Annotated in this window: 19 protein-coding genes; 14 read left to right on the top strand and 5 right to left on the bottom strand. The window is 61.7% G+C overall.

The genetic code is table 11. The features are described 5' to 3' along the window. Positions 1-102: 102 nt before the first annotated feature. Positions 103-1098: a radical SAM protein gene (locus C493_RS13780; protein WP_007260064.1), complete on the top strand. Its 996-nt coding sequence runs from the start codon at positions 103-105 to the stop codon at positions 1096-1098. Positions 1099-1327: 229 nt separating this feature from the next. Here the strand turns inward: C493_RS13780 and C493_RS13775 are convergent, their stop codons facing one another. Then, a complete protein-coding gene (locus tag C493_RS13775) occupies positions 1328-1984 on the bottom strand; it encodes a hypothetical protein (RefSeq protein WP_152421164.1) in 657 nt (218 codons plus the stop codon). A 159-nt stretch (positions 1985-2143) separates the two neighbouring features. Then, positions 2144-3415 carry a helix-turn-helix transcriptional regulator gene (locus tag C493_RS13770; protein WP_007260062.1) on the bottom strand — a complete coding sequence of 424 codons (1272 nt, stop codon included), beginning with the start codon at positions 3413-3415 and terminating at the stop codon, positions 2144-2146. Positions 3416-3594: 179 nt separating this feature from the next. Between C493_RS13770 and C493_RS13765 the strand changes: the two genes are divergently transcribed. From C493_RS13765 to C493_RS13750, 4 genes are all read left to right on the top strand, one after another. Then, complete coding sequence (locus C493_RS13765; protein WP_007260061.1) at positions 3595-4827, top strand: DUF7096 domain-containing protein; 1233 nt, start codon at positions 3595-3597, stop codon at positions 4825-4827. A 361-nt stretch (positions 4828-5188) separates the two neighbouring features. Continuing rightward, positions 5189-7954, top strand: a complete 2766-nt coding sequence (locus C493_RS13760) for a S8 family serine peptidase (protein ID WP_007260060.1) — start codon at positions 5189-5191, stop codon at positions 7952-7954. Positions 7955-8127: 173 nt separating this feature from the next. Next, entirely contained in the window at positions 8128-8490 is a 363-nt protein-coding gene (locus C493_RS13755) for a helix-turn-helix domain-containing protein (RefSeq protein WP_007260059.1), read from the top strand. After that, positions 8487-8942: a type II toxin-antitoxin system VapC family toxin gene (locus C493_RS13750; protein WP_007260058.1), complete on the top strand. Its 456-nt coding sequence runs from the start codon at positions 8487-8489 to the stop codon at positions 8940-8942. Before C493_RS13755 ends, C493_RS13750 begins: the two co-directional genes overlap by 4 nt. Positions 8943-9704: 762 nt before the next feature. On the opposite strand, the gene C493_RS13745 is transcribed toward C493_RS13750, so the two are convergent. Further along, complete coding sequence (locus C493_RS13745) at positions 9705-12281, bottom strand: BGTF surface domain-containing protein (protein WP_161606903.1); 2577 nt, start codon at positions 12279-12281, stop codon at positions 9705-9707. A gap of 1404 nt (positions 12282-13685) precedes the next feature. On the opposite strand from C493_RS13745, the gene C493_RS23100 reads away from it, so the two are divergent. The 3 genes from C493_RS23100 to C493_RS13730 all read left to right on the top strand — a co-directional run bounded on the left by C493_RS23100 (position 13686) and on the right by C493_RS13730 (position 15907). Beyond that, positions 13686-13847, top strand: coding sequence for a hypothetical protein (locus C493_RS23100; RefSeq protein WP_161606902.1), 162 nt, complete (start codon positions 13686-13688; stop codon positions 13845-13847). A gap of 15 nt (positions 13848-13862) precedes the next feature. Then, on the top strand, positions 13863-14444 hold the full coding sequence (locus C493_RS13735) for a hypothetical protein (protein ID WP_049889366.1): 582 nt from the start codon (positions 13863-13865) through the stop codon (positions 14442-14444). A 68-nt stretch (positions 14445-14512) separates the two neighbouring features. Further along, positions 14513-15907: an IS4 family transposase gene (locus C493_RS13730; protein ID WP_083912415.1), complete on the top strand. Its 1395-nt coding sequence runs from the start codon at positions 14513-14515 to the stop codon at positions 15905-15907. Positions 15908-16158: 251 nt separating this feature from the next. Here C493_RS13730 and C493_RS13725 read toward each other — a convergent pair whose 3' ends face one another. Beyond that, complete coding sequence (locus C493_RS13725) at positions 16159-16479, bottom strand: hypothetical protein (RefSeq protein WP_007260053.1); 321 nt, start codon at positions 16477-16479, stop codon at positions 16159-16161. 175 nt (positions 16480-16654) lie between these two features. Between C493_RS13725 and C493_RS13720 the strand changes: the two genes are divergently transcribed. From C493_RS13720 to C493_RS13705, 4 genes are all read left to right on the top strand, one after another. Further along, a complete protein-coding gene (locus tag C493_RS13720) occupies positions 16655-17155 on the top strand; it encodes a type IV pilin N-terminal domain-containing protein (protein WP_007260052.1) in 501 nt (166 codons plus the stop codon). A 142-nt stretch (positions 17156-17297) separates the two neighbouring features. Further along, entirely contained in the window at positions 17298-17564 is a 267-nt protein-coding gene (locus tag C493_RS22465; protein WP_049889365.1) for an AbrB/MazE/SpoVT family DNA-binding domain-containing protein, read from the top strand. Beyond that, positions 17565-18017, top strand: coding sequence for a type II toxin-antitoxin system VapC family toxin (locus C493_RS22460; RefSeq protein ID WP_007260050.1), 453 nt, complete (start codon positions 17565-17567; stop codon positions 18015-18017). 112 nt (positions 18018-18129) lie between these two features. Further along, a complete protein-coding gene (locus C493_RS13705; RefSeq protein ID WP_152421163.1) occupies positions 18130-18324 on the top strand; it encodes an AbrB/MazE/SpoVT family DNA-binding domain-containing protein in 195 nt (64 codons plus the stop codon). 60 nt (positions 18325-18384) lie between these two features. Here C493_RS13705 and C493_RS13700 read toward each other — a convergent pair whose 3' ends face one another. Then, positions 18385-19008 carry a methyltransferase domain-containing protein gene (locus C493_RS13700; protein WP_007260048.1) on the bottom strand — a complete coding sequence of 208 codons (624 nt, stop codon included), beginning with the start codon at positions 19006-19008 and terminating at the stop codon, positions 18385-18387. Positions 19009-19166: 158 nt separating this feature from the next. Here C493_RS13700 and ahaH point away from each other — a divergent pair, with 158 nt between their 5' ends. Then, on the top strand, positions 19167-19499 hold the full coding sequence (gene ahaH, locus C493_RS13695) for an ATP synthase archaeal subunit H (protein ID WP_007260047.1): 333 nt from the start codon (positions 19167-19169) through the stop codon (positions 19497-19499). Next, on the top strand, positions 19486-21154 hold a 1669-nt coding region (locus C493_RS13690), incomplete at its 3' end, for a V-type ATP synthase subunit I (protein ID WP_049889369.1). The genes ahaH and C493_RS13690, both read left to right, overlap by 14 nt.

Below are 21154 nucleotides of genomic sequence, written 5' to 3'. Positions count from 1 at the left end.
TTCGTGGGCCGCCGGCGCGGTTCGTCGTCCCCACGGTACTCTCTCGCGTACCGCTCGTCGTTTCGCACGGCTTTTGTGAGTTCGGACGGTAGCTAGGGTCGAATGATCTCGAAGGGCTGTGAGCAGTGCGCGAAAGGCGGCAAGATGGTGCTGTTCGTCTACGGTTACTGCGACCAGCGCGACTGCTTTTACTGCCCGCTCGGCGAGAACCGCAAGAACGTCACCGACGTCTATGCCAACGAGCGACTCGTCGAGGACGACGACGACGTCATCACCGAGGCGAAGCGCATGGACGCACTCGGCACCTCGATCACCGGCGGCGAGCCCCAGGAGGCCCTCGACCGGACCTGTCACTACCTCGAACTCCTGAAAGACGAGTTCGGCGAGGACCACCACACCCACCTCTACACCGGCATCACGGGCGGCCGCGAGAACATGCGCCGCCTCTCCGAAGCGGGCCTCGACGAAATTCGCTTCCACCCGCCGTACGAACAGTGGGGCGACCTCCACGACACCGAGTGGGAGGAGATCCTCTACATCGCTCGCGAAGAGGGGCTGACCCCCGCGTTCGAGATACCCGGCATCCGCGCCGAGGAGGAGTTCCTCGAGTTTTTAGACGAGGGCGCCGCCGACTTCTGTAACGTCAACGAGTTCGAGATGAGCGACGGGAACTACCGTCGGATGCAAGAACAGGGCTTCGAACTCAAAGACGACCACATGAGCGCCGTCGAGGGCTCCCGCGAGGACATCCTCGAGGTGATGGGCGACCACGAGCGCGTCTACTTCTGTACCTCCGTGTTCAAAGACGCCGCCCAGCACCGCCGTCGACTGAAGCGCATGGCGCGAAACATCCGCCGCGAGTTCGACGACATCACCGACGACGGCACGCTCGTCTACGGCAAGACCCGCGCCGACCCCGAGCGCTTCGCCGACCTCGGCGTCCCCGAGGAGTTCTACACCATCAAAACCGACCACGTCGAGGTCGCCTGGTGGCTACTCGAGGAGATGATCGAGGAGGGCGACCTCGAGGACGGCGAGATCGTCGAGCAGTATCCGACGTACGACGGTCAGGTAGTCGAGCGGACGCCGTTAGCGTGAGTACCGCGAGCGAGCAAAGCGAGTGAGCGGGCTTTTTGGTGGAGATTTTTCGAGGAGGGTGAACAGCGTGAACCCGACGAGAAAAAGGTCCACGTGGCAGGTAGTCGAGCGGACGCCGCTGGCATAGCGATCGAACCGCGAGCGAGCAAAGCGAGTGAGCGGCCTTTTTCGTGGAGATTTTTCGAGGGCGAGAAATGACCGGTGGGAACGAACCCGCCGAGCAACGAGTTTACAGCGTGGCTTCGAACTCTCGGAGTGAGTAAAACGTCCGCTGATCTGCATCTTCGAAGTACTGATCACCGGTCGCCACCTCGTCGTCTCCCCGATTCCGGTCTCCATTAGCGTAGTACTGCGCCGCGACCGAGTAGCTGTCACACGCTTCCTTCATCAACTCAGCGTACGTATTCGACGTCTGTAGAACCTCCCGAGCCTCAGCGTACTCTTCGTCGGTTGCGAGTTCGTTGGCTTTGAACGTTAACTCCTGTGCGGTATCGTAGCTCCGGAACGCCACCCCGAAAAATTTGGCCGCGGAGGTCCACTCCTGGTCCTGCAGATAGTCGACTGCGGCCACATATTCCTGCCGACCAAGATCGTGATACCCCTCGGCCGCTTCGTACAGAATCCGAAGCCGTTCCTCGACGAAATCCTCCTGTTCTTCTTCGAGTTGCGCTTCCCGCGCTTTCACTTCCTCGAGGTCGTCTTCGAGAGTCTCTTCACGATCCGCTAGCGCTTCGATCTCATCTTCGAGTTCGTCTTCACGCGACTCCAACTTCTCGATTTCGTCCTCGAGGTCATCGGTCTCATCGCTGTCGTCGCTCCCGAGACACCCAGCCACCGAAGCGAGTCCCACACCACTAACTGCAGCGATGTATCTTCTTCGATACATATCTCTCTGTAGCACTTTGCGCACACAGCATAAGTTTGATGAAAACGATGAACCGAAGCCAGACGCCCGCCAAAACTCGCAGTGCGCGTGTCGGTGCGACTGAGCGTTCGCGGAACCGATTCCAGAAAATCGTAGGTACCGGTCCGGGAGTGACGAGCGCTACTGTACTTCCGTCGGATCGACGTCCGGCAGCGTAATGAGGTTCTCCCGTCCGATTCGGAGCTTCTCAATCTCGTCGTCGTCGTCCATCTCCGAGAGCAGTTGGGAGACCTTCGCGTCCGACCAGCCGGTCTCGTTGACAATCGCCGCCTGTTTCATCCGGCCGCCGTTCTGGGTGAGGAGCCGTTTCACGCGCTCTTCGTCGCTCAGGAGCTCGACGTCCACGTCGTCCTCGGCGTCGTCATCGTCGACGGCCTCGGTCTCGTCGAACTCGTGTTCGACGCCGGATCTGCGGGGATCGTCGACGAACCCGGTGCCCGAGCCGTCGGTCGAGGCCGTCGCGGCGGGGCCGTCTCCGTCGATCTCGTCGCGGATGGCGTCGAACGGCCAGTCACCGCGCTGGTAGCGGCTGATCGCCAGTGATACCGTGACGATCAGGACGACAAACGCACCGAATGCGAGTAGGGCCTCCGTCGCCGAGACGAACAGTTCGCCGTCGGATCCGGGTTCACCGCCGCCCCCGCCCTCGTCGTCGTTGTAGAGGAAGACGATCTGGTAGTCGTCGGCCTCGAGTGTCGCTGGTCCGTCGTAGCTGATCGTTCCGTCACTGGCGCCTCGCGGCGTCGAATCGAAGGCGAAACTCGAGGGCGCTTCGATGACGAGTCGCTGGCCGTCCTCGAGGGTGGGGAACCAGACGTCGCCGCTCTCTTCGTCGGTTACGAACGCGTCGCCGAAGGCGATTCGTTCGCCGTCGACGCTGGCGAAGTTCGTCCAGGTGAAGGTGTACGAGATGGTAGCGAGTTGTTGGTCTTCGCCCTCGAGAGACTCGAAGTGGACGTCTTCCCAGTGGGCGTCCTCGAAGGTCATCTCGCGGTCCGTCGCGTCTTCGGCCGCGACGCGGAACGTCTCGAAGTCCTCGATATCGTAGCCGTCGATTCGCTCGCCGTCGGCGACCGCGTCCGCGTAGGCTTCGAACTCGTCGGTTTCGTCGTCGTCGACGAGGAACCGACTCTCGATCGTCCAGTGGACGTCACCGGACGGCGTCACCTCGAGGTGAAACTCCTGCCAGGTGTCCGCAGGGTCGGGTTCGTAGGTGGTGTGTGACAGCGACGCCGACGCGGAGTGGTGGGTCGTCGCGTCGGACTGCGACGAGAGAGATGGCGCGTCTGCGGATGCAGACGCTGCGCTCGCCGGGGCGATTGCAACCGTGCCAACGGTTGCGACGACGAGGAGGATCGTCAGGGCGAACGCAACAGCGGTGGATAACCGCATACGTACGAACTGCTGGGACGCTAGGGAAAAAACACTTTCCATCCGAAAAATATCATATTACTCGCCGCAGTAGACAGTCCAAATTCGAAGAACGTCTTCCAAATTGGCGTAATATTCGATTACTCGAGTCGACTATCGGGGCGACCCATTTTTGTACGATGGGGAGAAATACCGTATCGATGAGGAACACGGTCCCTGTCGTTGTCCTCGTGCTCGTCGCCCTCTCCATGCCGATATCGGCGGTTGGGACCGCCGGCGCGGGCTCGGCATCCGCGAGCCCGCTGGCGACGGTCGACGATGGAACGACCATCTCCGGTGAGACCAATCTGGTGAGAGGCGACCACGCCCAACTCGACGATGCGCCGAACAGACTCGTCATCCACGGCGAAACACGGACGTCACATGCGACGCCGACGCTCGACTTTAGCTACGTCGCTGCGAGCCAAGACGAGTCGATCCGCACCGACCAGCGAGCGTTTGCGTTCGAGACTGACTTCGAAGCCCTCGAGGACGAAGACGAACGGGAAGCGGCCGCCGTTGCCGAACTCGAGCGTCTCGAGGATCGGGTCGAAGAGCTTCGCGAGCGCGAAAACGATATCGTCTCGGACCACGCGGACGGCGAGGTCACCGACGACGAACTACTGCGGGCACTCGCCAGCAGCCACGCCGAAGCAGAGGCGCTCAAACACGCACTCGATCGTCTCGACGCCCAGGTCGGCACCGCCGCAGACGTTTCGGGGAAGGCGGATAACCTCGCCGACGAGTTGACGGTGTACACGGACTCGCTGCGAGGGGATATCGACGCAGCGCTGCGCGGCGCCGACGACGAAAATCGCGCAGCGCAACCGTATCTGCTCGAGACGGGTGAGGACGGCCTCGTCGTCGCAACGATTACGGACGACGAAAACTTCGTCCGCGAGGCGACGCGCTACGACAATCGCGACCCGGACGGTACCGAATGGATCACGGCGATGGACGAAGCGCGCGAAGAGACTCGAGAACTGTATCCGTGGGCGTTCGACACGACCGACGGAACGTCGACGATCAGGTACAGCGAGGTGCAACTCTTCCAGGTGCAGGCGACCTCCCACGATCAGGGGTATCTCTCGGTCTACCTCGACGGCTCCACCGAGCAGGTCTTCCACGAACACCAGACGCTCGATCTCAACCGCGTCCCCCTCGAGCGAGCCGAGGAGATCGTCGGAGAGGACGTCACTGCAGCCATCGACCATACGGCAGACACGGCGCCGGCGTCGATCGTCACCGTCGAGACAGACGGTGGCGAACCCGCCGATACGACAGTTCGCGTCGATGGGACGGTGATGGGCGAAACCGGCGCGGACGGCGAACTCTGGTTCGTCCCACCGTCCGACGACTACGAATTGGCCGTAACGACGGATTCGAACCGCTGAAACCACGGAGCGCGGAGTGTCGCTGACGAGAACACTCGAGGCGGATCCTGGTTCTTTTCGTGTCGATCCGCGACGATAACGGATCGGTGGCTTCCCTCGTGAGCCACTGCTTGTCTCGGTTCGTGAAGTGAAGGGTGTCTGACGGTATTGAGGTAGACTGCCAGATTGCTTATGATGAATGACTCTCTGGTTACCGATAATGTCTGGATCGGCGATACAGTGGCGCCGAATAGTTATTCTCGTCTCAGTGGTATTTCTCTGCTCTGCGCTGTTCGTTCCGGTCGGCGTTTCGACGTCGATACACGGGGTCGGTGAGCCTGCCGGCTCGAGTTCCACCCCTGGCACCCAACTACAGCCGAGCGTGGAGTCGGTCACCGACGACGAATCACCAACGTCGGTCGGATCGAATCCCAGTCCGACCGGAACGGACCCGACGCGGATCGATCCCGGACTCGAGGACGCCGACGGCGTCGTCGACGTGATCGTCCGGTTCGAGACCGGGGGCGACGGAGAGGCCGCGACCAACGAAGCGACGGACGCGTCGGCGTTACAGACGGCGTCGAATCAGTCTCAGACGTCGCTTGAGCACGTCGTCGAGACGACCGACGGACTCGCCCTCGAGGCGCAGTTCTGGGTCGCAAACGCCGCGCTAGTAACGGTGGATACGGACCGCGTCGAACTGGGTCGGCTCGCCGACGTCGACGGCGTCGCCGAACTCCACGCCGACGACGACGTGACGCTCTCGAGGCCCGCCGGTGAATCGACGGACGAGACGACGGCTGCGGCGGCGACTACATCACCGACCGCGTCAGCGGCCGGGGTCGGTTCCGCGAACACGTACGGTCTCGAGCAGCTCTCGGTGCCGACGGTCTGGGATCGCTACGACGCTCGCGGCGAGGGGGCCACGATCGCGGTCCTCGATACGGGCGTCGACGCCACGCACCCCGACCTCACGGTCGACGAGTGGCGGGACTTCGCCGGCGGGTCGACGACGCCCACCGACTACAGCGCCCACGGCACGCACGTCGCCGGCAGCGCCGTCGGCGGCGACTCGAGTGGCACGCACATCGGCGTCGCACCCGAGGCGCGGCTGCTCGCCGGGGCCGTGTTGACCGACTGCAACGACGAGGGCTGCGTCGGCTCGACGTCCGACGTTATCGCCGGCATCGAGTGGGCCGTCGACCGCGATGCCGACGTGATCAGTCTGAGCCTCGGTTCGGACGGCTACTCCTCGACGTACGTCGACGCCGTTCGGAACGCGAAAGCCAGCGGCACCGTCGTCGTCGGCGGCGCCGGTAACAGCGGCGAGGGCACCTCGGCGTCGCCGGGGAACGTCTACGACGCGATCGGCGTGGGTGCGACCGACGAGTACGAACGCGTCGCCGGCTTCTCCGGCGGCGAGGTCGTCGACACCGACGACGCGTGGGGCTGGCGCGCCCCCGCGGCGTGGCCCGACAGCTACGTCGTGCCGACCGTCGTCGCGCCCGGCGATCGCGTCTACAGCTCGGTTCCGGGCGACGAGTACGGCTACAAACGGGGCACCAGCATGGCGACGCCCCACGTCGCGGGCGTGATCGCGTTGCTCCAGGGGGCGACCGACCGCACGCTCGAGCCCGCGGAGATTCGGGAGGCGGTAACCGAGACGGCCACCAAACCCGCACACGAGCCCGACGGGGCCGACACCCGGTACGGACACGGCATCGTCGACGCGGCGGCGGCGCTCGAGGCGGCCGGCTCCTTCGCGACCGTCGAGGGGACGGTCACCGACGCGGTCACCGATACCCCGGTCGCCGGCGCGACCGTGACGCTCGAGGGCGACGACGGGTCACTCGCCGAGACGACGACCGATTCGGACGGCCGCTACGAACTCGAGGGCGTGACGGGCGACCGCGAGTACGAGATCGCCGTCTCGGCGACCGGCTACGAGTCGACGGCGAAAACCGCGTTCGTGCCGGGCGACGAGCGGACGACCGTGGATACGAGCGTCGCGGGCGACGGCGAGGTCGAGGTCGTCCTCGAGGACGCGCAGTTCGGCGACGGTATCGAGTCGGCGTCCGTCGAGGTCGGAGCCGCGGCGGGTAGCGGAGACCGGAAGGGAGCGTATCCGGCCAGCGACGACGGGAACGGCGTCTACACTATCGAGGACGTCCCCAGCGACCGAACGTACACGCTCGCGGCGAGCGCGACGGGCTACGTCGACGACCAGCGCGAGGTCGCCGTGAAAGGTGATGCGAAATCGACCAGCGAACAGCTCGAGTTGAGCGGCGACGCGACGCTCGAGGCGACCGTCGCCGATTCGGTTACGGGTGCGCCGATCGAGAACGCGACCGTCACCGTCGAACGCGCGGACGGGTCGACGTTCGTGGTCGACGGAAGCACTGGCGCGGACGGCGGCCTCGAGACGCCCGTCCCCGGAGCGGGAGCGGAGTACACCGTCACGGTCGACGCGGCGGGGTACGAGACGGGCGAGGAGGTGGTGACCGCCTCGAGCGGCGAGACCGTCGACGCGGACGTCTCGATGGTCGGGGACGGCGAGTTCGTGCTCGAACTCGAGGACGCCCAGTTCGGCGACGGGGTGACGGATGCGACCGTCGAGGCCGCGGGCGAGCGCGGGACGTACGCGGCGACTCACGACGGCGAGGGGACGTATCGCGTCGAACAGGTGCCGAGTCGCGGTGCGTACGACGTCGACGTTACCGTGGCGGGATACGCCGACGAGTCGCTGTCGATGGGGTTCGACGATGGGCTGGCGGTCGACGAGCGCGTCGTCCTCTCCGGCGACGCGACGCTGTCGGTGGCCGTCGACGACGAAGACGGCGACGCGCTCGCGGATGCGTCGGTCGCGGTCGAGCGCGAGGACGGCGACTCGTTCGACGCCGGCACGACGGCGTCGGACGGGACGCTCGAGGTGGTGGTTCCTGGCACGGGCGCGGCGTACACCGTCGTAGCGGACGCGGACGGCTACGAGTCCGGCACGGAGACGACGGAGTCGGTCGGCAGCGAGGAGACGACGTCCGTTGCGCTGACGCTCTCGGCGGTCGACGACGGCCTCCCAGCGGTTGGTGTCGTCGGGACTGTCGTCGCACTCTTCGTCGCGCTCGCGCTCGTCGCGCGGGCTCGCAGATAAGTTGGTGTCGATCGCTCGGAGCGTCTACCTCACGAGGATCGTCGTATCTCTCCTTCCGTGTACCGCTGAAAGGTTTCGTCTTTCCCACTGCACACTACATAGTGCGCCGATTTTACGTTCGCCGGTACATCTATTAGTGCATGGACTCTACACCGGGCTAGCGGTAGATCGTCATGTCTGGAAACACCGAACGCGACAACGGTGGGAAATTCGAGTCCGACCTTCGCGACGAGGACATCATGAGCCACTTCACTGAAGGACGGCCATTTCACACCGCACAGGAGGTGGCAGACCAATTTGGAATTGATCGGTCGACTGCCTATCGGCGGTTACGTCAGTTGGTGGAGAAGGGAAAACTCGAGAAAGTCTCTCTCGGTAGCCGAACCGTCGTCTGGTGGTACACGGCGGAGACGGCAACAACGCCCGACGAGGGTGCGTCCGATGATCCGCTCTTCTCCGCGCCGACGTTCTCTGCGGACGAACCCGTCGACGAAGACGAGATTGACGACGTTCTCTACGGCGAGATCGAGGGATGAGCGGTCCAGGAACGACGCCGCTGTTCGTCGACACCGGCGCGTTTTTCGCCCATTTTGTCGATACGTCTCCTCGCCACGAGCGCGCTCGGGCAGTGATGAACGCGATTCAAGCGGGGGAGCTTCGCTTTCGCCCGATATACACGACGGGATACGTCCTCAGTGAACTGACGACGCTACTCCTGCGGAAGCTGAGCCACGAGACGGCACTGGAGGCGTTGACTCGAGTTCGGGAGTCGCCAGCGGTGACCGTACTGCATCCGGATGAAGCGCAGTTCGAGTCGATCTGCGACGAGTTCGAGCGGTTCGATGACCAGCAAATTTCATTCGTGGACCACGCGACCGGCACGCTCGCGAGCGAATTTGCGGTGGAACACATCTTCGCCTTCGACAGCGATTTCCGAACGCTGGGCTTCTCGCTCGTTCCGGACGATATCGACTTCTCCGCGGACTGAGTCACACGGAACCGGAGAGGGATCACTCCACGGCTGCTCGATACGGAGCGCCGGGGGGACCACACTCCACCTGCGGCAATCCTTCGTCACCGTCTCGATGACGTTCTGGGCGCTCCAGTAGCCACTGACCGTCACTGCACTCCCCATCGCAGGACGGATCTCGTCGGTGTATAACTCGTTTCAGTGGCTTCTATACCCCCGAGGAAGCTCCCACGGTCTGGTTCTCCATCGGTCGCTGTCGCTCCGTCCAGTGGCGATGACGACGTGTGACGGTCGGTAGAAAACAGCAGCCGAGAGCTGCTGTCGGAGTCCCCATCCGCGCGGCAATGTGTGACTCGAGACCCGGCGTCGATCGCTCGACGATGCGCGGTCTCGAGTCCGGCGAGGTGCCTGTCCCAATTCAACGGCTCCCGTCGGCAACGACAGTGTGCCGTGCCTCGCCGAATATTGCATTCGACTGTCGGAAAGTAAGCGTATCGGCCACGCTGGTGCAGTTCGGCGTGGGTGCAGTTCGGCGTGGGTGCTCCTCGAGACTCGAGCGGTCTCGAGGGACTCGACTGCTGGTGTCGCACTCGAGGGCGATAGACTACTATAGTTGACTGGGAGCGTGCTGTGTCGTTCTGTCCGACAGTCCGAGAAGGAGTCCAGCCACGTCGATCGTGGCTGCTGTCGCTGTAGGTGTGTTGGGTCCAAGAAAAAATGAACGTGCGGCAGGGTCGACCTCACCGCGAGGTCGATGGTTCGAACGAGTTGTGAAGTGCCTTAGTTCTGCTTGCGGAGGGCAAGCATGGCGGCGCCGAGCAGTGCGGCGAGTGCGACAGCGATGCCGAAGCCGGGCGTTCCGTCGTCGTCATCGTCGTCGTCGGAGTCGTCGGAGTCGTCCGCGTCAGAGTCGTCGGAGTCGTCCTCGTCACCGTTCTCGGCACCGTTCTCGTCACCGTTTTCGGCGCCGTTCTCGTCACCGTTCTCGTCGCCGTTCTCGTCGCCGTTCTCGTCGGCGTCGCCTTCGACGGTCAGCGTACCGGCGTCGTCACCGACTTCCCACTCGATGTCACCTTCCTCGCTGGTGTCGAAGTCGAAGGAGACGGTGTCGGAGGCGCCAGCGTCAAGCTCGACCTCTTCCGTGTAGGTCTCGCCGTCAATCAGGGCCTCGACCGTGTACGTGCCGGCGGCGTCGCCGACGTTCTCGACGGTCACGTCGAGGGAGGCGTCGTCGTCAACGTCGACGGTCTCGGGTGCGTCAACGTCGGTTTCGAACTCAGCCTCTGCGTCTTCTTCAGCTGCGACGAGCGTGGTGTCGATGTCGTCCTCAGCGTCGAAGTCGTGTTCGTAGACGGAGAGTTCAGCGTCAACACCCTCATCGTACTCGGAGAGGTCGTAGGTGACCGAGAAGGTGTGTTCACCGTCGCTGCCAGCAGCGACGACTGCATCCTCGGTGTCGACGAAGCTACCTTCGTCGACCGACGAGTCGATCTCAGTTCCGAGTTCCGTACCGGGTGCGAGCGTCGTCGTGCCCGTCACGGTACCGTCCTCAGAGGCTTCGATTTCCGAAGCGGAGTCGTCCCACTCGATCTCTCGATCGTTGACGTCGAAGTCGAAGTCAGCCTCGAGTTCCTCGCCATCGTCAACGTATGCGTTGTTATCGTTGACGGAGAGCGTTGCGTCGTACTCGTCAGACTGGAATTCTTCGCTGTCTGGCTCGAGTGCGAAGATCAGATCACCGTTGTAGTCCTCGCCACCGTTGACCAGAGTAACGGACATGTTGTGGTCACCGCCGTCTTCGGTGGAGTTCCAGACCTGTTCACTGCTGTATGGGCCATCGTCCGTCGAGGTGAGCTCGAGGATAATGCCCAGTTCCTCTGCGAGGTCGTCTCCTTCGTCGGTGCTGCTGAGGGCATCAACTGCAGCCTCAGCGCCGAAGTTCTCGACGGTCAGGAGGAGATTGTCGTTTTCAGCGATCTGACTTGCGTCAGTGATCTGTCCGTCGTCAAGTGCTTCTTGGTAGTCGTCGTAGCTGGAGATCGTAACGTCAGCTGGTGCCGTTGCAGTCGAAACGCCAGTAAACTCTTCGTAGGAGTTAACCGTCAGACTGGTTCGGTCGTCAACGCTGAAGTCCCCATCGTCATCGACACCAACCTCAAGGTCCCAGTTGTGAGGCGCGAGTGGGAGGGAATCCTCGCCGTCCTCCTCATCGTAACCATCGTTCACGCTCACATTCTGATCCAGGTTCACATCGGAGTCGTCATCCTGAAGCTCCCATGGGCCGTCCTGTGGGTTGTACGTATCGAACTTGAGGACAACCTCATCGTCCTCAATGTTCGTCAGGTTAACAGTCGAGAAGTAACCTGCTTCCTTGTCACCGAGCGTGACGTTTGCGCTGCCAGTGTTTTCAGCGCCAACCGTAATCTCTGCATAGTCACCGCTCACGACCGAGTCAGCGACGATGACCCGCTCAGGGTCCTCGTCCGTGACCGTAATCGTTGCGGTATCCGTGACACCAGTATCCGACACTTCGGTCACGAATTCGTACTCGCCAGCCTCGATACTATCGAAGTCAGCGTTGTAGGAGCCTCGTGCGTCGAGGGTAACGGAATCTTCCTCATCGTCAACGTAGACGATGTCGCCACTGTCCTCGAAAATGCTCTCAAGGTCGTTAGCGGAGAGTCCATCTGCGCTCACTTCAGCCGTGAAATCGGGTCGAATTGCGTCGTCAATTTCGAACTCAGTCACGGCTTCGGTGTCCTCGTTACCGACGATGTTGTCCTCGAACTCCGTCGTGATTTCCTGCGTCAGGATTTCGAACGGAGTGACGTCTTCACCGTCGTCGATGTGGTAACTCGAGGTATCGAGGTCAGTGGTGTCGATAACGACGTATGTGTTCTCATCGTCAGCAACCTCGGCCACGTCCTCGTCGAACTCGCTCTCGAGGTCGCTTCCGTTGTACGTGTCTAGGACACGGATGAGCTGGCCATCGTCACTGTCGTTTTCGTACAGGTCTACGGTGTCAGAGTCGTTGTCAACTTGTTCAACGATCGTCTGACCAGCGAAAACTCTGTCACCATCGATACTCGTTACACCTGAGTCGATATCGTCTTCATCGTAATCTGCCGCCGCCGAGCCCGCAAACGCTGCGGACATGGCGAAGACAGACATCACCATAAGCGCGGCCAGGAACACTGCGCGTCCCTTTTCGCGGAATGATGTTGTATTGCTTGTCATGTGTTGTGTATTATTGTTGTCTGCTGTTTTGTCTGCGATTCGCGGGGAAGCCTGAATCGCGGCACGAGCGCACAGCCGTAATCCGGGCTTACCCCGTGTTGGGTAGGGGTAGTTCTGCATTACCAAGTGTGTATAATAAGCTTTCTGGTGCCTGCATAGCCAGACCCTAAATCGTAACCCCGGATTACACCCTCGCAGGCCGGGTGTCGCGGCCCCGTGACGATCTCGATTGGTCTCGATGAAACGGTGATATCCGAGGGTAGTCATATAAAAAGGCGACTGGTACAGGCGGAGCTATTCGGACCGGTTTCGAAAGATAAGATGCCCTGATATAAACGAATTACCGATAGTCTCGAGTTGCGAGAACAAGGGTAAATTACGGGTGGGGTGCCCGTGGTGTCGCGCGCGGTCGAATCCGCGACATGTCGGCTGAGGTTCCCACGCGACAGTGACAGTCTCGATCGTTGTAACGAACTCCGAGCGAGCAGCCACGGCGGCAATTCGCTCTTCGCGCGCGTGTATAATCCAATAGATTTGCTGTTGACACGACACCCAGTCACGACTACCTGTCAGCGGTCGCGTCGTGGCCAAACTCGAGCGCCCACCACACACTCACGACGAAAACGGAACCGCGAGCCGCCGCTCGAGACTATTTTCTGACACCAATCCAATAGCTATAAGTCGCCCTCGCGCGAATACGAAATCGGAAGTCAGCTCCGAACCGCCGCAGGGGGCGTGCGCTGAAACGCCCCGGGTGGTGTGACACCCGAGACTGGCTTCCAAGCCCACCAGGGCTTTGCAAGCCATGTTGCACTTGCTCCTACCGAGACATAAACGTCTCGCACGACGATCGCACCGCACTCGATCACGTCGGTCTGTGGGCGCCCGCGCGCCTGCAGGCCGAGCCACAGCTATCCCGCCGCGGACTCGAGTCGCACTCCACAGTCGACCCACCGTTGGAGTTCGAGCGGCCACCACTCGAGACACCACCACTCGAGCCACCACCACCACCACCACCGCTCGAACGCTACCCACCGCGACTCGAGGCCGTCCCCCGACACACCGACGGACTCGAGGGCGCGCAGCCGCCGTCCGACCCGTTCGGACCACCACCACCACCACCAACACCACTACCGCCGGGTTCGGAGGCGCGGATGTGCGCCCGCACCGACACTGACGATTCGGTCGCTCGAGCCGACGATACCGCGGGCCGACCGTCGATCCCGTGCCCGCGCTGTGGAACGCCCGTCGCTCTCGTGCGATGTCGGGGCCCGACGACCTGTCGCGCCGCGCCGTGTGGCTGCCGGGTCCCGACGGGCGCTCTCGACCGCAATGGAGACCTCGAGCGACCCGACGACGGATCGACGTAAGGGGATTGGCGGGTGGCGACCACCCGTTTTCGTCGTTTTGCTGTCGACAATGGCCGTGGCCGTTGCACAGCTACGGTTGAGACGGCTCGTCACTCGAGTTGGGACTGGTTTCTCACCCGAAACTTTTTACCGTTGGTATACGCACTAGTTGGTAGTGAAACGAAATATCGTGACGGCCCAAGACGTGGCCGAGGCGACCGGGCAGTCGATCGAATCCGTCGCTCGAGACTGGCACGATATTGCAACCGACCAGTCCGAGATCGAAGCCGAAGGCTCTTCTTCTGACGAACGACACCGGATTACCTCCGGCGATTGACACCATCGGTCGTTGATGAGCGACAGTTCGAACGGGTCGACGAACGCAGTTGATCAGTTGTTGGGCCATACAGACGGGCCCTCGACTGCTCCGAGCAACGAGGCCATGACACGGCTTCAGTACTCGAAGCAAATAGTGGTCATCAACTTCACTCGATTGAGCAACTGGTGCGACGACATAGCGACGGACGGGTTCGTTTACGCCGACGAAAACGAGGACATTGATACAGAGACGCTTCGTGTCAACATCTTCACTGACATTCACAACTACGTCTCATCCATTTATTCGCTCGTCGAAGAGCTTCACCAGGTGATTGATAAGTGTGTGATTCAGGACGTCGATAAGGGAACGTTCGTTCGAGGTTCGGCCCGGAAGAGTCGGGCACTCCCGCCGTTCGTCCGTAAACTGGTGTTTGCGTGGGGGCTACGAAACCAGTTCACTCATGGGAATTACCGGTGTCTGACAATCGTAGAGGAGCAGAACGGTAACCGGACGTTCATGCGGGTCCGGTTCCACAAGAAAAAGTTCGACCCGCGAGGGAAAGGCGATCTGAAAGCGGTCGGTGACTACCTCTGGGGGGCATCCGTCTTTAGCTAAGCGAAGAACCGCATGACAGCGGCGGCTTATCGGTGGCACTTTTCGGAAGGAATGAGGAGGCTTCAGCTGTGCACACAGAACCCTCCTCACGTCATATTGAACGTCATCTCACTAACCTCCTTCCCTCTGAAGCGCTCGAAGACCACGCCGAAGATGTCGGCGTGGTTGAACGCGAGGGGAAGCTTCAGCTCCCGCCACTTGTCTGGTCGTTCGCGTTCGGCTTCGCCGCAGGCGAAAGCCGAACGCTTGCGGCCTTCAGACGTACCTACAACTCTACCGCTGACGAGTCACTTTCTCCGGGCGGCTTCTATCAACGGTTGACGCCGACGCTCGCAGAGTACCTCCGCGACCTCGTCGAATATGGTTTCGACGAGGTCGCTGTCCCTCACACCGTCTCTGAGGAGTTCGACCGCTTTCGAGACGTGATGATCGCTGATGGAACCGTCCTGCGGTTGCACGAGTTGCTCTCTGAAGCGTACAAAGCACGTCACGAGGAGCAGGCTGGAGCGAAGCTCCACCTGCTCCACAACGTCACTGACCAGACAGTCGAACACTTCAGCGTCACAGATGAGAAAACGCACGACAGCACGTTGTTTAGCACAGGATCGTGGCTGGAAGGACGGCTAGCAATCTTCGACCTCGCCTATTTCAAGTACCGGCGGTTCGCGTTGATCGACGAGAACGGCGGCCACTTCGTGAGCCGACTGAAAAAGAGCGCGAACCCGGTTGTAACGGAGGTATTACGGGAATGGCGCGGCCGCGCCATTCCCTTGGAAGGCGAGAAGATCTTCGACATCGTGGATGACCTCTCCCGGAAGTACATCGACGTGGAAGTCGAGGTCGAGTTTGACCGACGAGAGTACGCGGGCACGCAGTCACGTGATACGAAACGGTTCCGCGTCGTCGGCGTCCGCAACGAGGACGCCGACGACTACCATCTGTACATCACGAACCTTTCTCGGGAAGAGTTTCTCCCGGACGATCTAGCGACGATCTACCGATGTAGATGGGAAGTAGAGCTGTTGTTCCGTGAACTGAAGACGCAGTACGAACTGGACGAGTTCGACACGACGAAGAAGCACATCGTAGAGATTCTGCTGTACGCAGCGTTGTTATCCTTGGTCGTGAGTCGTGATTTACTCGGTCTGGTCATAGAGCACGCTGATGATGGGACCGTGTTTCCGCCGGAACGCTGGGCGGCGACCTTTCGGTCGCACGCCCAGCTCATCCTCCGCGAACTGAGAGAGTATCTCGCCTACTCNACCGTGTTTCCGCCGGAACGCTGGGCGGCGACCTTTCGGTCGCACGCCCAGCTCATCCTCCGCGAACTGAGAGAGTATCTCGCCTACTCACCGCCGCCACTGCTACAACGACTGATCGAAGACGCTCAGAAGATCCACAAACAACGACCAATCCTGCAAGAACAGCTCGCTACTACCATCCAACCGGCTGCTGAGGCTTAGCTAAAGACCAATGCCTCTGGGGGGTCAATAAACACGAGGCAGATAATCCGATGTGTTATTTTGCATCACTCAACGAGCATCTGCTTTCGTTCTGGAAAGATACGGAAGAGTGGTTCAGCAGAGCAACCAATTGAGACAGGCCTCGAGGACGGTGTATACGGATGTTCCGACTGTGGGGACGAGTAATCCGATCCAAAGTGGCTACTTAGGTGCGCGCTGAACGACGATAATGGACCCAGCGCCATCCGTTATTAAAGCGATTTCCACTCGTCCGACGGTTTCCGTTCCTCGACCTCCGAAACCGTTTCAGCAGCGAGTTCCGGTGCAACTTCGGCCCGCCAGCCGACTGCTCGAGCACCGAGCGATATTCGACTAACGGACCCAGTTTTGGCCATCTCCTCGAGTCGATTTCGAACGTCCTCGGTCGAGGCCTGTTTCTCGAATCGCTCGAGCGTGGCAGCGACTTCGGAAGCCGTGAGGGCAGAACCGTCGCCGTAGTCAAACACCTTGAGAATCTGCTGTTCAGTGGCGGTCTTCCCGACCTGTTCTGCGTCGTCTGTGCCGTGGCCCATATGAATACGTCATCGCCGACGCACAAAACCGTCGGGTACGGGCGGAAGACACTCACCGTGGAATCGTAGGCTATCGGTTCCGGATACGAGACGTCGTCTCGAGCGGAGCCCCCCTCACCGACCGTCACCACCCTCGTCCGACCATTTATCACCGATCACGCGGCGACTCTGTGGCGTGTCCGCCGACGCCCCCACCCCCACCGCGTCGCCCGCCCGCGCGATCTCCCCCGTCATCGGCGCGATTGCCCTGCTCGCGATCGTGGTCGCCACGGCCGCCACCGTCGCCGTCGGCCTCGGATACGTCGGCGACTCGCTCGTCGATCCCGGCCCGAACGCGGCGTTCGACCTCGAGGCCGACGCCGACCGATCGACACTCGCCATCGAACACGTCGCGGGCGACGACATCGACGTCGAGTCGCTCGCGGTCTACATCGCGGTCGACGGCGAGCGACTCGAGCACCAGCCGCCGGTTCCTTTCGTCGGCGCCGAAGGATTCAACGGGACGCCGAGCGGCGCGTTCAATCCCGAGACCGACTCCGAGTGGCGCGTCGGCGAGACGGTGCGCCTCCAGGTCGCCGAAAATAACGACCCCGAAATCCGCGCGGGCGAGACGGTCTCGGTCACGCTCGCCGTCGACGATTCGGTGGTGGCCGAACTCGAGGAGACGGCGAACTGATCTCGATACCGGGATTCGGTGTTGATTTCGTCGGGAACCACACCTCTGATCGAACAACATCTATCATCCGGCTCTGATCAGAAACAGCTTAGCCCCTGAGTTTATGGTGATTAGTGCATTCTGACTATATGAGGGTGATTTAATGAGCGCTACTGACGGGTCATCTAGTGAGGAAGAGTACGGAGAGGCTGAAATCAACGATCGTGGCCGCTTGACGATTCCGAAAGAACTCCGCGATGATCTGCAGATCGAAGAGGGAACGACGTTTACCGTCGTCCGGGAGGGAAGCGATATTCGACTCGTCCGAAACCTACCGGAGTTACAGACGCTTTCCGCCGGAAAATCGAGAGAGGAATGGGGCGAGAAAGCGTTTCGAGACGCTGGAGATGCGACGTTCGGAGGTCGATAGATGCGAGTCCTTCCCGACCTCAATGCGCTTTCGATTCAATTGATCGACGATCACCCGGGGCATCCGTATATTGCTGAACAGCTCGTTCCTGCCCTTCGCGGAGAACGGACGCTCCTGATGTTCGGTTACCTCCCGTTGCGCGTCCAGTGGGTACTGGAGGACCTCGATTTCTCGACCGTCGATGCACGGAACGCGGTCAGTTCGCTGCTCCAGCATCCGATGAAGCCGGTCGAAGTGACTCCGCAAACGATCCTCGAGGCCTACGAGATTAGCGCGGAGAAAAACCACGATGTCTACGACTGTTTCTACGTCGCGCTCGCACGGGAGGCTGACGCTGACGAACTCGTAACGACGGATCGGGACTTCGAGGAGTTGTGTGCGGACGAACCGTTCGAATACAGGAATCCGGTGCCCGAAGACGTTCTATCGGAGTTTCACACCGTATCGACGTAGCGTTTCCACTCGGGTGTTTTTCGGACACGACCGCAGCGGCTTCGCCGTCGAGTTCCGATCGCTCGAATCAAATGTATACGGCACCGTCCGAATCGACGCTCGAGGTCGATTGATGCTCCCAACAGCGCTCCGGGAAGACCTGCAACTCGAGGGCGAGACGGCGGTCACCGTCGTTCGCGACGGCGCCGATATCCGTCTCGTCCGCAACCCGTCCGAGTTACGAACGTGTTCCGCCGAGAAATCCGAAACGGAGCGGATAGAAAACGCGTTTCGCGACGCCGGTGACGCGACGTTTCGGGGACGATAACCGGACCGCTCTCGCTCGAGGATCGAGGACGCCACTCGAGTGCCACTCGCCGCGGCTCGATCACTCGGGCGCGCGCCCGATCGTCGTAATCGCCACGTCGGGATCGTACGACGGCCCCTGGAACAGGTGTTTGACGTCCTCGAAGCCGGCTTCCTTGAACATGCGGTCGGCCTCGTACTCGTCGTAAAAGAGCATGATCGAGTCCGCCAGCTTCCCGGCGAGGACGTTGTCGGGGTAGTTCGGTCCGACGACGAGCACCTGGCCGCCGGGTTTCAGCACGCGGCGGAACTCCCGCAGCGCGAGGATCGGGTTCGGCCAGTACTCGATCGATCCGGACGACCAGACGACGTCGAACGTGTCCGTCCCGAAGGGCAGTCGCTCGGCGTCGCCGCGGTGGAAGTGGACCGGCGGTCCGCGTTTGCCAAACTTCTCGTAGGCCTGTTCGAGTTGGTGTTCGCTCTGGTCTAACGCGTGGACTTCGTCGACGTGCTCGAGCAGTCCTTCGGTCGCGAAGCCGGTGCCACAGCCGACGTCGAGGACGGTCGTCTCGGCCTCGAGGTCGAGCAGGGAGAGCGCTTCGCTGCGCATCTGTTCGTTCCAGATGAAGGGATTAACCTGGTCGTACACCTTCGAGAGGTACTTGTAGAACAGTCTGGCCCGGGCCTTGTTCTCGAGGACTCCCATTGCCGAGGGCTTTCGAGCGGACCGGGATATGTCTGCTGTTCCGTCGGGCGGCCCTGTGGCGATCAATTCGTCCGATCGAGCCGCTGGAACCGGAATTCGCTGACCGACATTCGCAACTACCATATACGCGCTCTGGCAAACGTTCAAGCGCTTAGAGTATGCCGAGGCCAGAGGTTCTCGAACGAATACAGTCGGCGGAGGAAGAAGCCGACGAGATCGTCGCATTGGCAGAGAACGACCGCGACGAGCGAATCGCCGAGGCCCGGAAACGTGCCGAGGAAATTCGCACGGAAGCGGAACAAGACGCACGCGAGTTGAAAGAGCGCCGCCTCGAGGAGGCGCGCGAAGAGATCGACCAGGAGTGCGAACGCGTCCTCGAGGAGGGCGAACAGGAGCGCGAGGCCCTAGCCGAGCGCGCCCGAGACCGGGTCGACGAAGTGACAGACCACGTCGTCGAGCTGTTCCAGGAGGACGTCCATGCTCAGACCTAAGCGGATGAGCAAGGTCTCGGTGACCGGATCCAAGGGCGTCATGCCCTCGGTCATCGAGACGATCCACGGGATGAACCTGGTTCATCTCTCCGACTACGACGGCTCCTGGGAGGGGTTCGATAACGGAAACCCGATCGAGGGCGCGGACGACGCGTCCGAGAAGCTGGTGACCGTTCGAGCCCTCGAGAGTACGCTCGGACTGTCGGAAACGAACGTCGAAGCAGCGTCGGGTCCCCTCGAAGACGACTGGGAGACCCGACTCGAAGAGATCCGAACCCGAGTCAACGAACTCGACGACGAACGCGGCGAGGTTCGCGAGGAGCTGCGACAGGTCGAAGAGAAGATCGACCGCGTCGCGCCCTTCGCGGAGCTCGGCATCGACCTCGACCTCCTGTCGGGGTACGAGAGCGTCGACGTGCTCGTCGGCGAAGGTCCGACCGGTGCGGTCGAGGAGGCCCTCGCGGCCTCGGACGACGTTCGGGCCTTCGAGACGTTCACCGGTGGCGACGTCGTGGCCGTCGTGGCCGCACCCACCGCGGACGCCGGCGACGACCCGATCGACGACGCGCTCGTCGGCGTCGAGTTTACGCGCCACGAGGTGCCCGAGACCGAACAGAGTCCGAGCGCCTACGTCGCGGAACTCGAGGAGCGCCAGCAGGAACTCGAGTACCAGATCGAGGACATCGACGCGACGCTCGAGGAACTCGAGCAGGCGGAGGGGCCGTTCCTCCTGCGCGTCGAAGAGACGCTGTCGGTCGAGGTCCAGCAGGCGGAGGCGCCCCTGCAGTTTGCGACCTCCGAGCACGCGTTCATCGCGGAGGGATGGGTTCCCAGCGAGGAGTACGATCGCCTCGTCGCCGCGCTGAACGACGCGGTCGATGACAGCGTCGAGATCGAAGAGCTCGAGCGCGCGAGCTACGACCGTCACGGCCGGACCCACACGGAGGACGTCCACCAGGGGACACAGGACGCCAAAGAAGACGAGGAGGAAGCGACCGACGCCGACTCCTCGCAGCAAAAGGCCGTCACGGACGGCGGCACGGCGGTGACGATGGACAATCGACCGCCGACGATCCAGAACAACCCCAAGGGATCGAAGTCGTTCGAAACGCTCGTGCAAGCGGTCAACCGACCGAAGTACAACGAGCTCGATCCGACGATTCTCCTGTGGCTGACGTTCCCGCTGTTCTTCGGATTCATGATCAGCGACGTCGGCTACGGGCTCCTGTACGCGGGGATCGGATACTACCTGTACCGAAGCTTCGACAGCCCCGGGATCTCGAGTCTCGGCGGCGTCGCCATCTGGGCGGGGATCTCGACGATCATCTTCGGGATCCTGTTCGGAGAGTTCTTCGGACTCCACGAGCTCGGGTACATGCTCTTCGGAGAGGGTGGCCCGCCGCTCGGAGATAAGGGACTGTCGCCGGCCACGGCTGACTACGTCAACGCCTGGCTGATCGTCGCGATCGCCCTCGGTGTGTTACACCTAAACGTCGGCTGGATCCTCGACTTCGTCGAGAACATCAACCACGGCCACGGTCTCTGGGGAGCGATCACCCACAGCGGCTCGTGGCTCCTGATGCTCAACGGCATCTGGGTGTGGGTGTTCACGCCGCAGGCGGCGGACGTCAAACCCGACTTCCTCTACACGACGT

Origin of the sequence: Natronolimnohabitans innermongolicus JCM 12255 (genome assembly GCF_000337215.1) — an archaeon.
In the GTDB taxonomy this organism is placed as follows: Archaea; Halobacteriota; Halobacteria; order Halobacteriales; family Natrialbaceae; genus Natronolimnohabitans; species Natronolimnohabitans innermongolicus.
This window is presented reverse-complemented; position numbering and strand designations above follow the sequence as displayed.

Excerpts from the sequence above, each read along its gene's own strand:
- C493_RS13780 (WP_007260064.1), top strand. The coding sequence starts at position 103 with ATGATCTCGAAGGGCTGTGAGCAGTGCGCGAAAGGCGGCAAGATGGTG.
- C493_RS13775 (WP_152421164.1), bottom strand. The coding sequence starts at position 1,984 with ATGTATCGAAGAAGATACATCGCTGCAGTTAGTGGTGTGGGACTCGCT.
- C493_RS13770 (WP_007260062.1), bottom strand. The coding sequence starts at position 3,415 with ATGCGGTTATCCACCGCTGTTGCGTTCGCCCTGACGATCCTCCTCGTC.
- C493_RS13765 (WP_007260061.1), top strand. The coding sequence starts at position 3,595 with ATGAGGAACACGGTCCCTGTCGTTGTCCTCGTGCTCGTCGCCCTCTCC.
- C493_RS13755 (WP_007260059.1), top strand. The coding sequence starts at position 8,128 with ATGTCTGGAAACACCGAACGCGACAACGGTGGGAAATTCGAGTCCGAC.
- C493_RS13750 (WP_007260058.1), top strand. The coding sequence starts at position 8,487 with ATGAGCGGTCCAGGAACGACGCCGCTGTTCGTCGACACCGGCGCGTTT.
- C493_RS13745 (WP_161606903.1), bottom strand. The coding sequence starts at position 12,281 with ATGCAGAACTACCCCTACCCAACACGGGGTAAGCCCGGATTACGGCTG.
- C493_RS13735 (WP_049889366.1), top strand. The coding sequence starts at position 13,863 with ATGAGCGACAGTTCGAACGGGTCGACGAACGCAGTTGATCAGTTGTTG.
- C493_RS13725 (WP_007260053.1), bottom strand. The coding sequence starts at position 16,479 with ATGGGCCACGGCACAGACGACGCAGAACAGGTCGGGAAGACCGCCACT.
- C493_RS22465 (WP_049889365.1), top strand. The coding sequence starts at position 17,298 with ATGAGCGCTACTGACGGGTCATCTAGTGAGGAAGAGTACGGAGAGGCT.
- C493_RS22460 (WP_007260050.1), top strand. The coding sequence starts at position 17,565 with ATGCGAGTCCTTCCCGACCTCAATGCGCTTTCGATTCAATTGATCGAC.
- C493_RS13705 (WP_152421163.1), top strand. The coding sequence starts at position 18,130 with ATGCTCCCAACAGCGCTCCGGGAAGACCTGCAACTCGAGGGCGAGACG.
- C493_RS13700 (WP_007260048.1), bottom strand. The coding sequence starts at position 19,008 with ATGGGAGTCCTCGAGAACAAGGCCCGGGCCAGACTGTTCTACAAGTAC.
- ahaH (WP_007260047.1), top strand. The coding sequence starts at position 19,167 with ATGCCGAGGCCAGAGGTTCTCGAACGAATACAGTCGGCGGAGGAAGAA.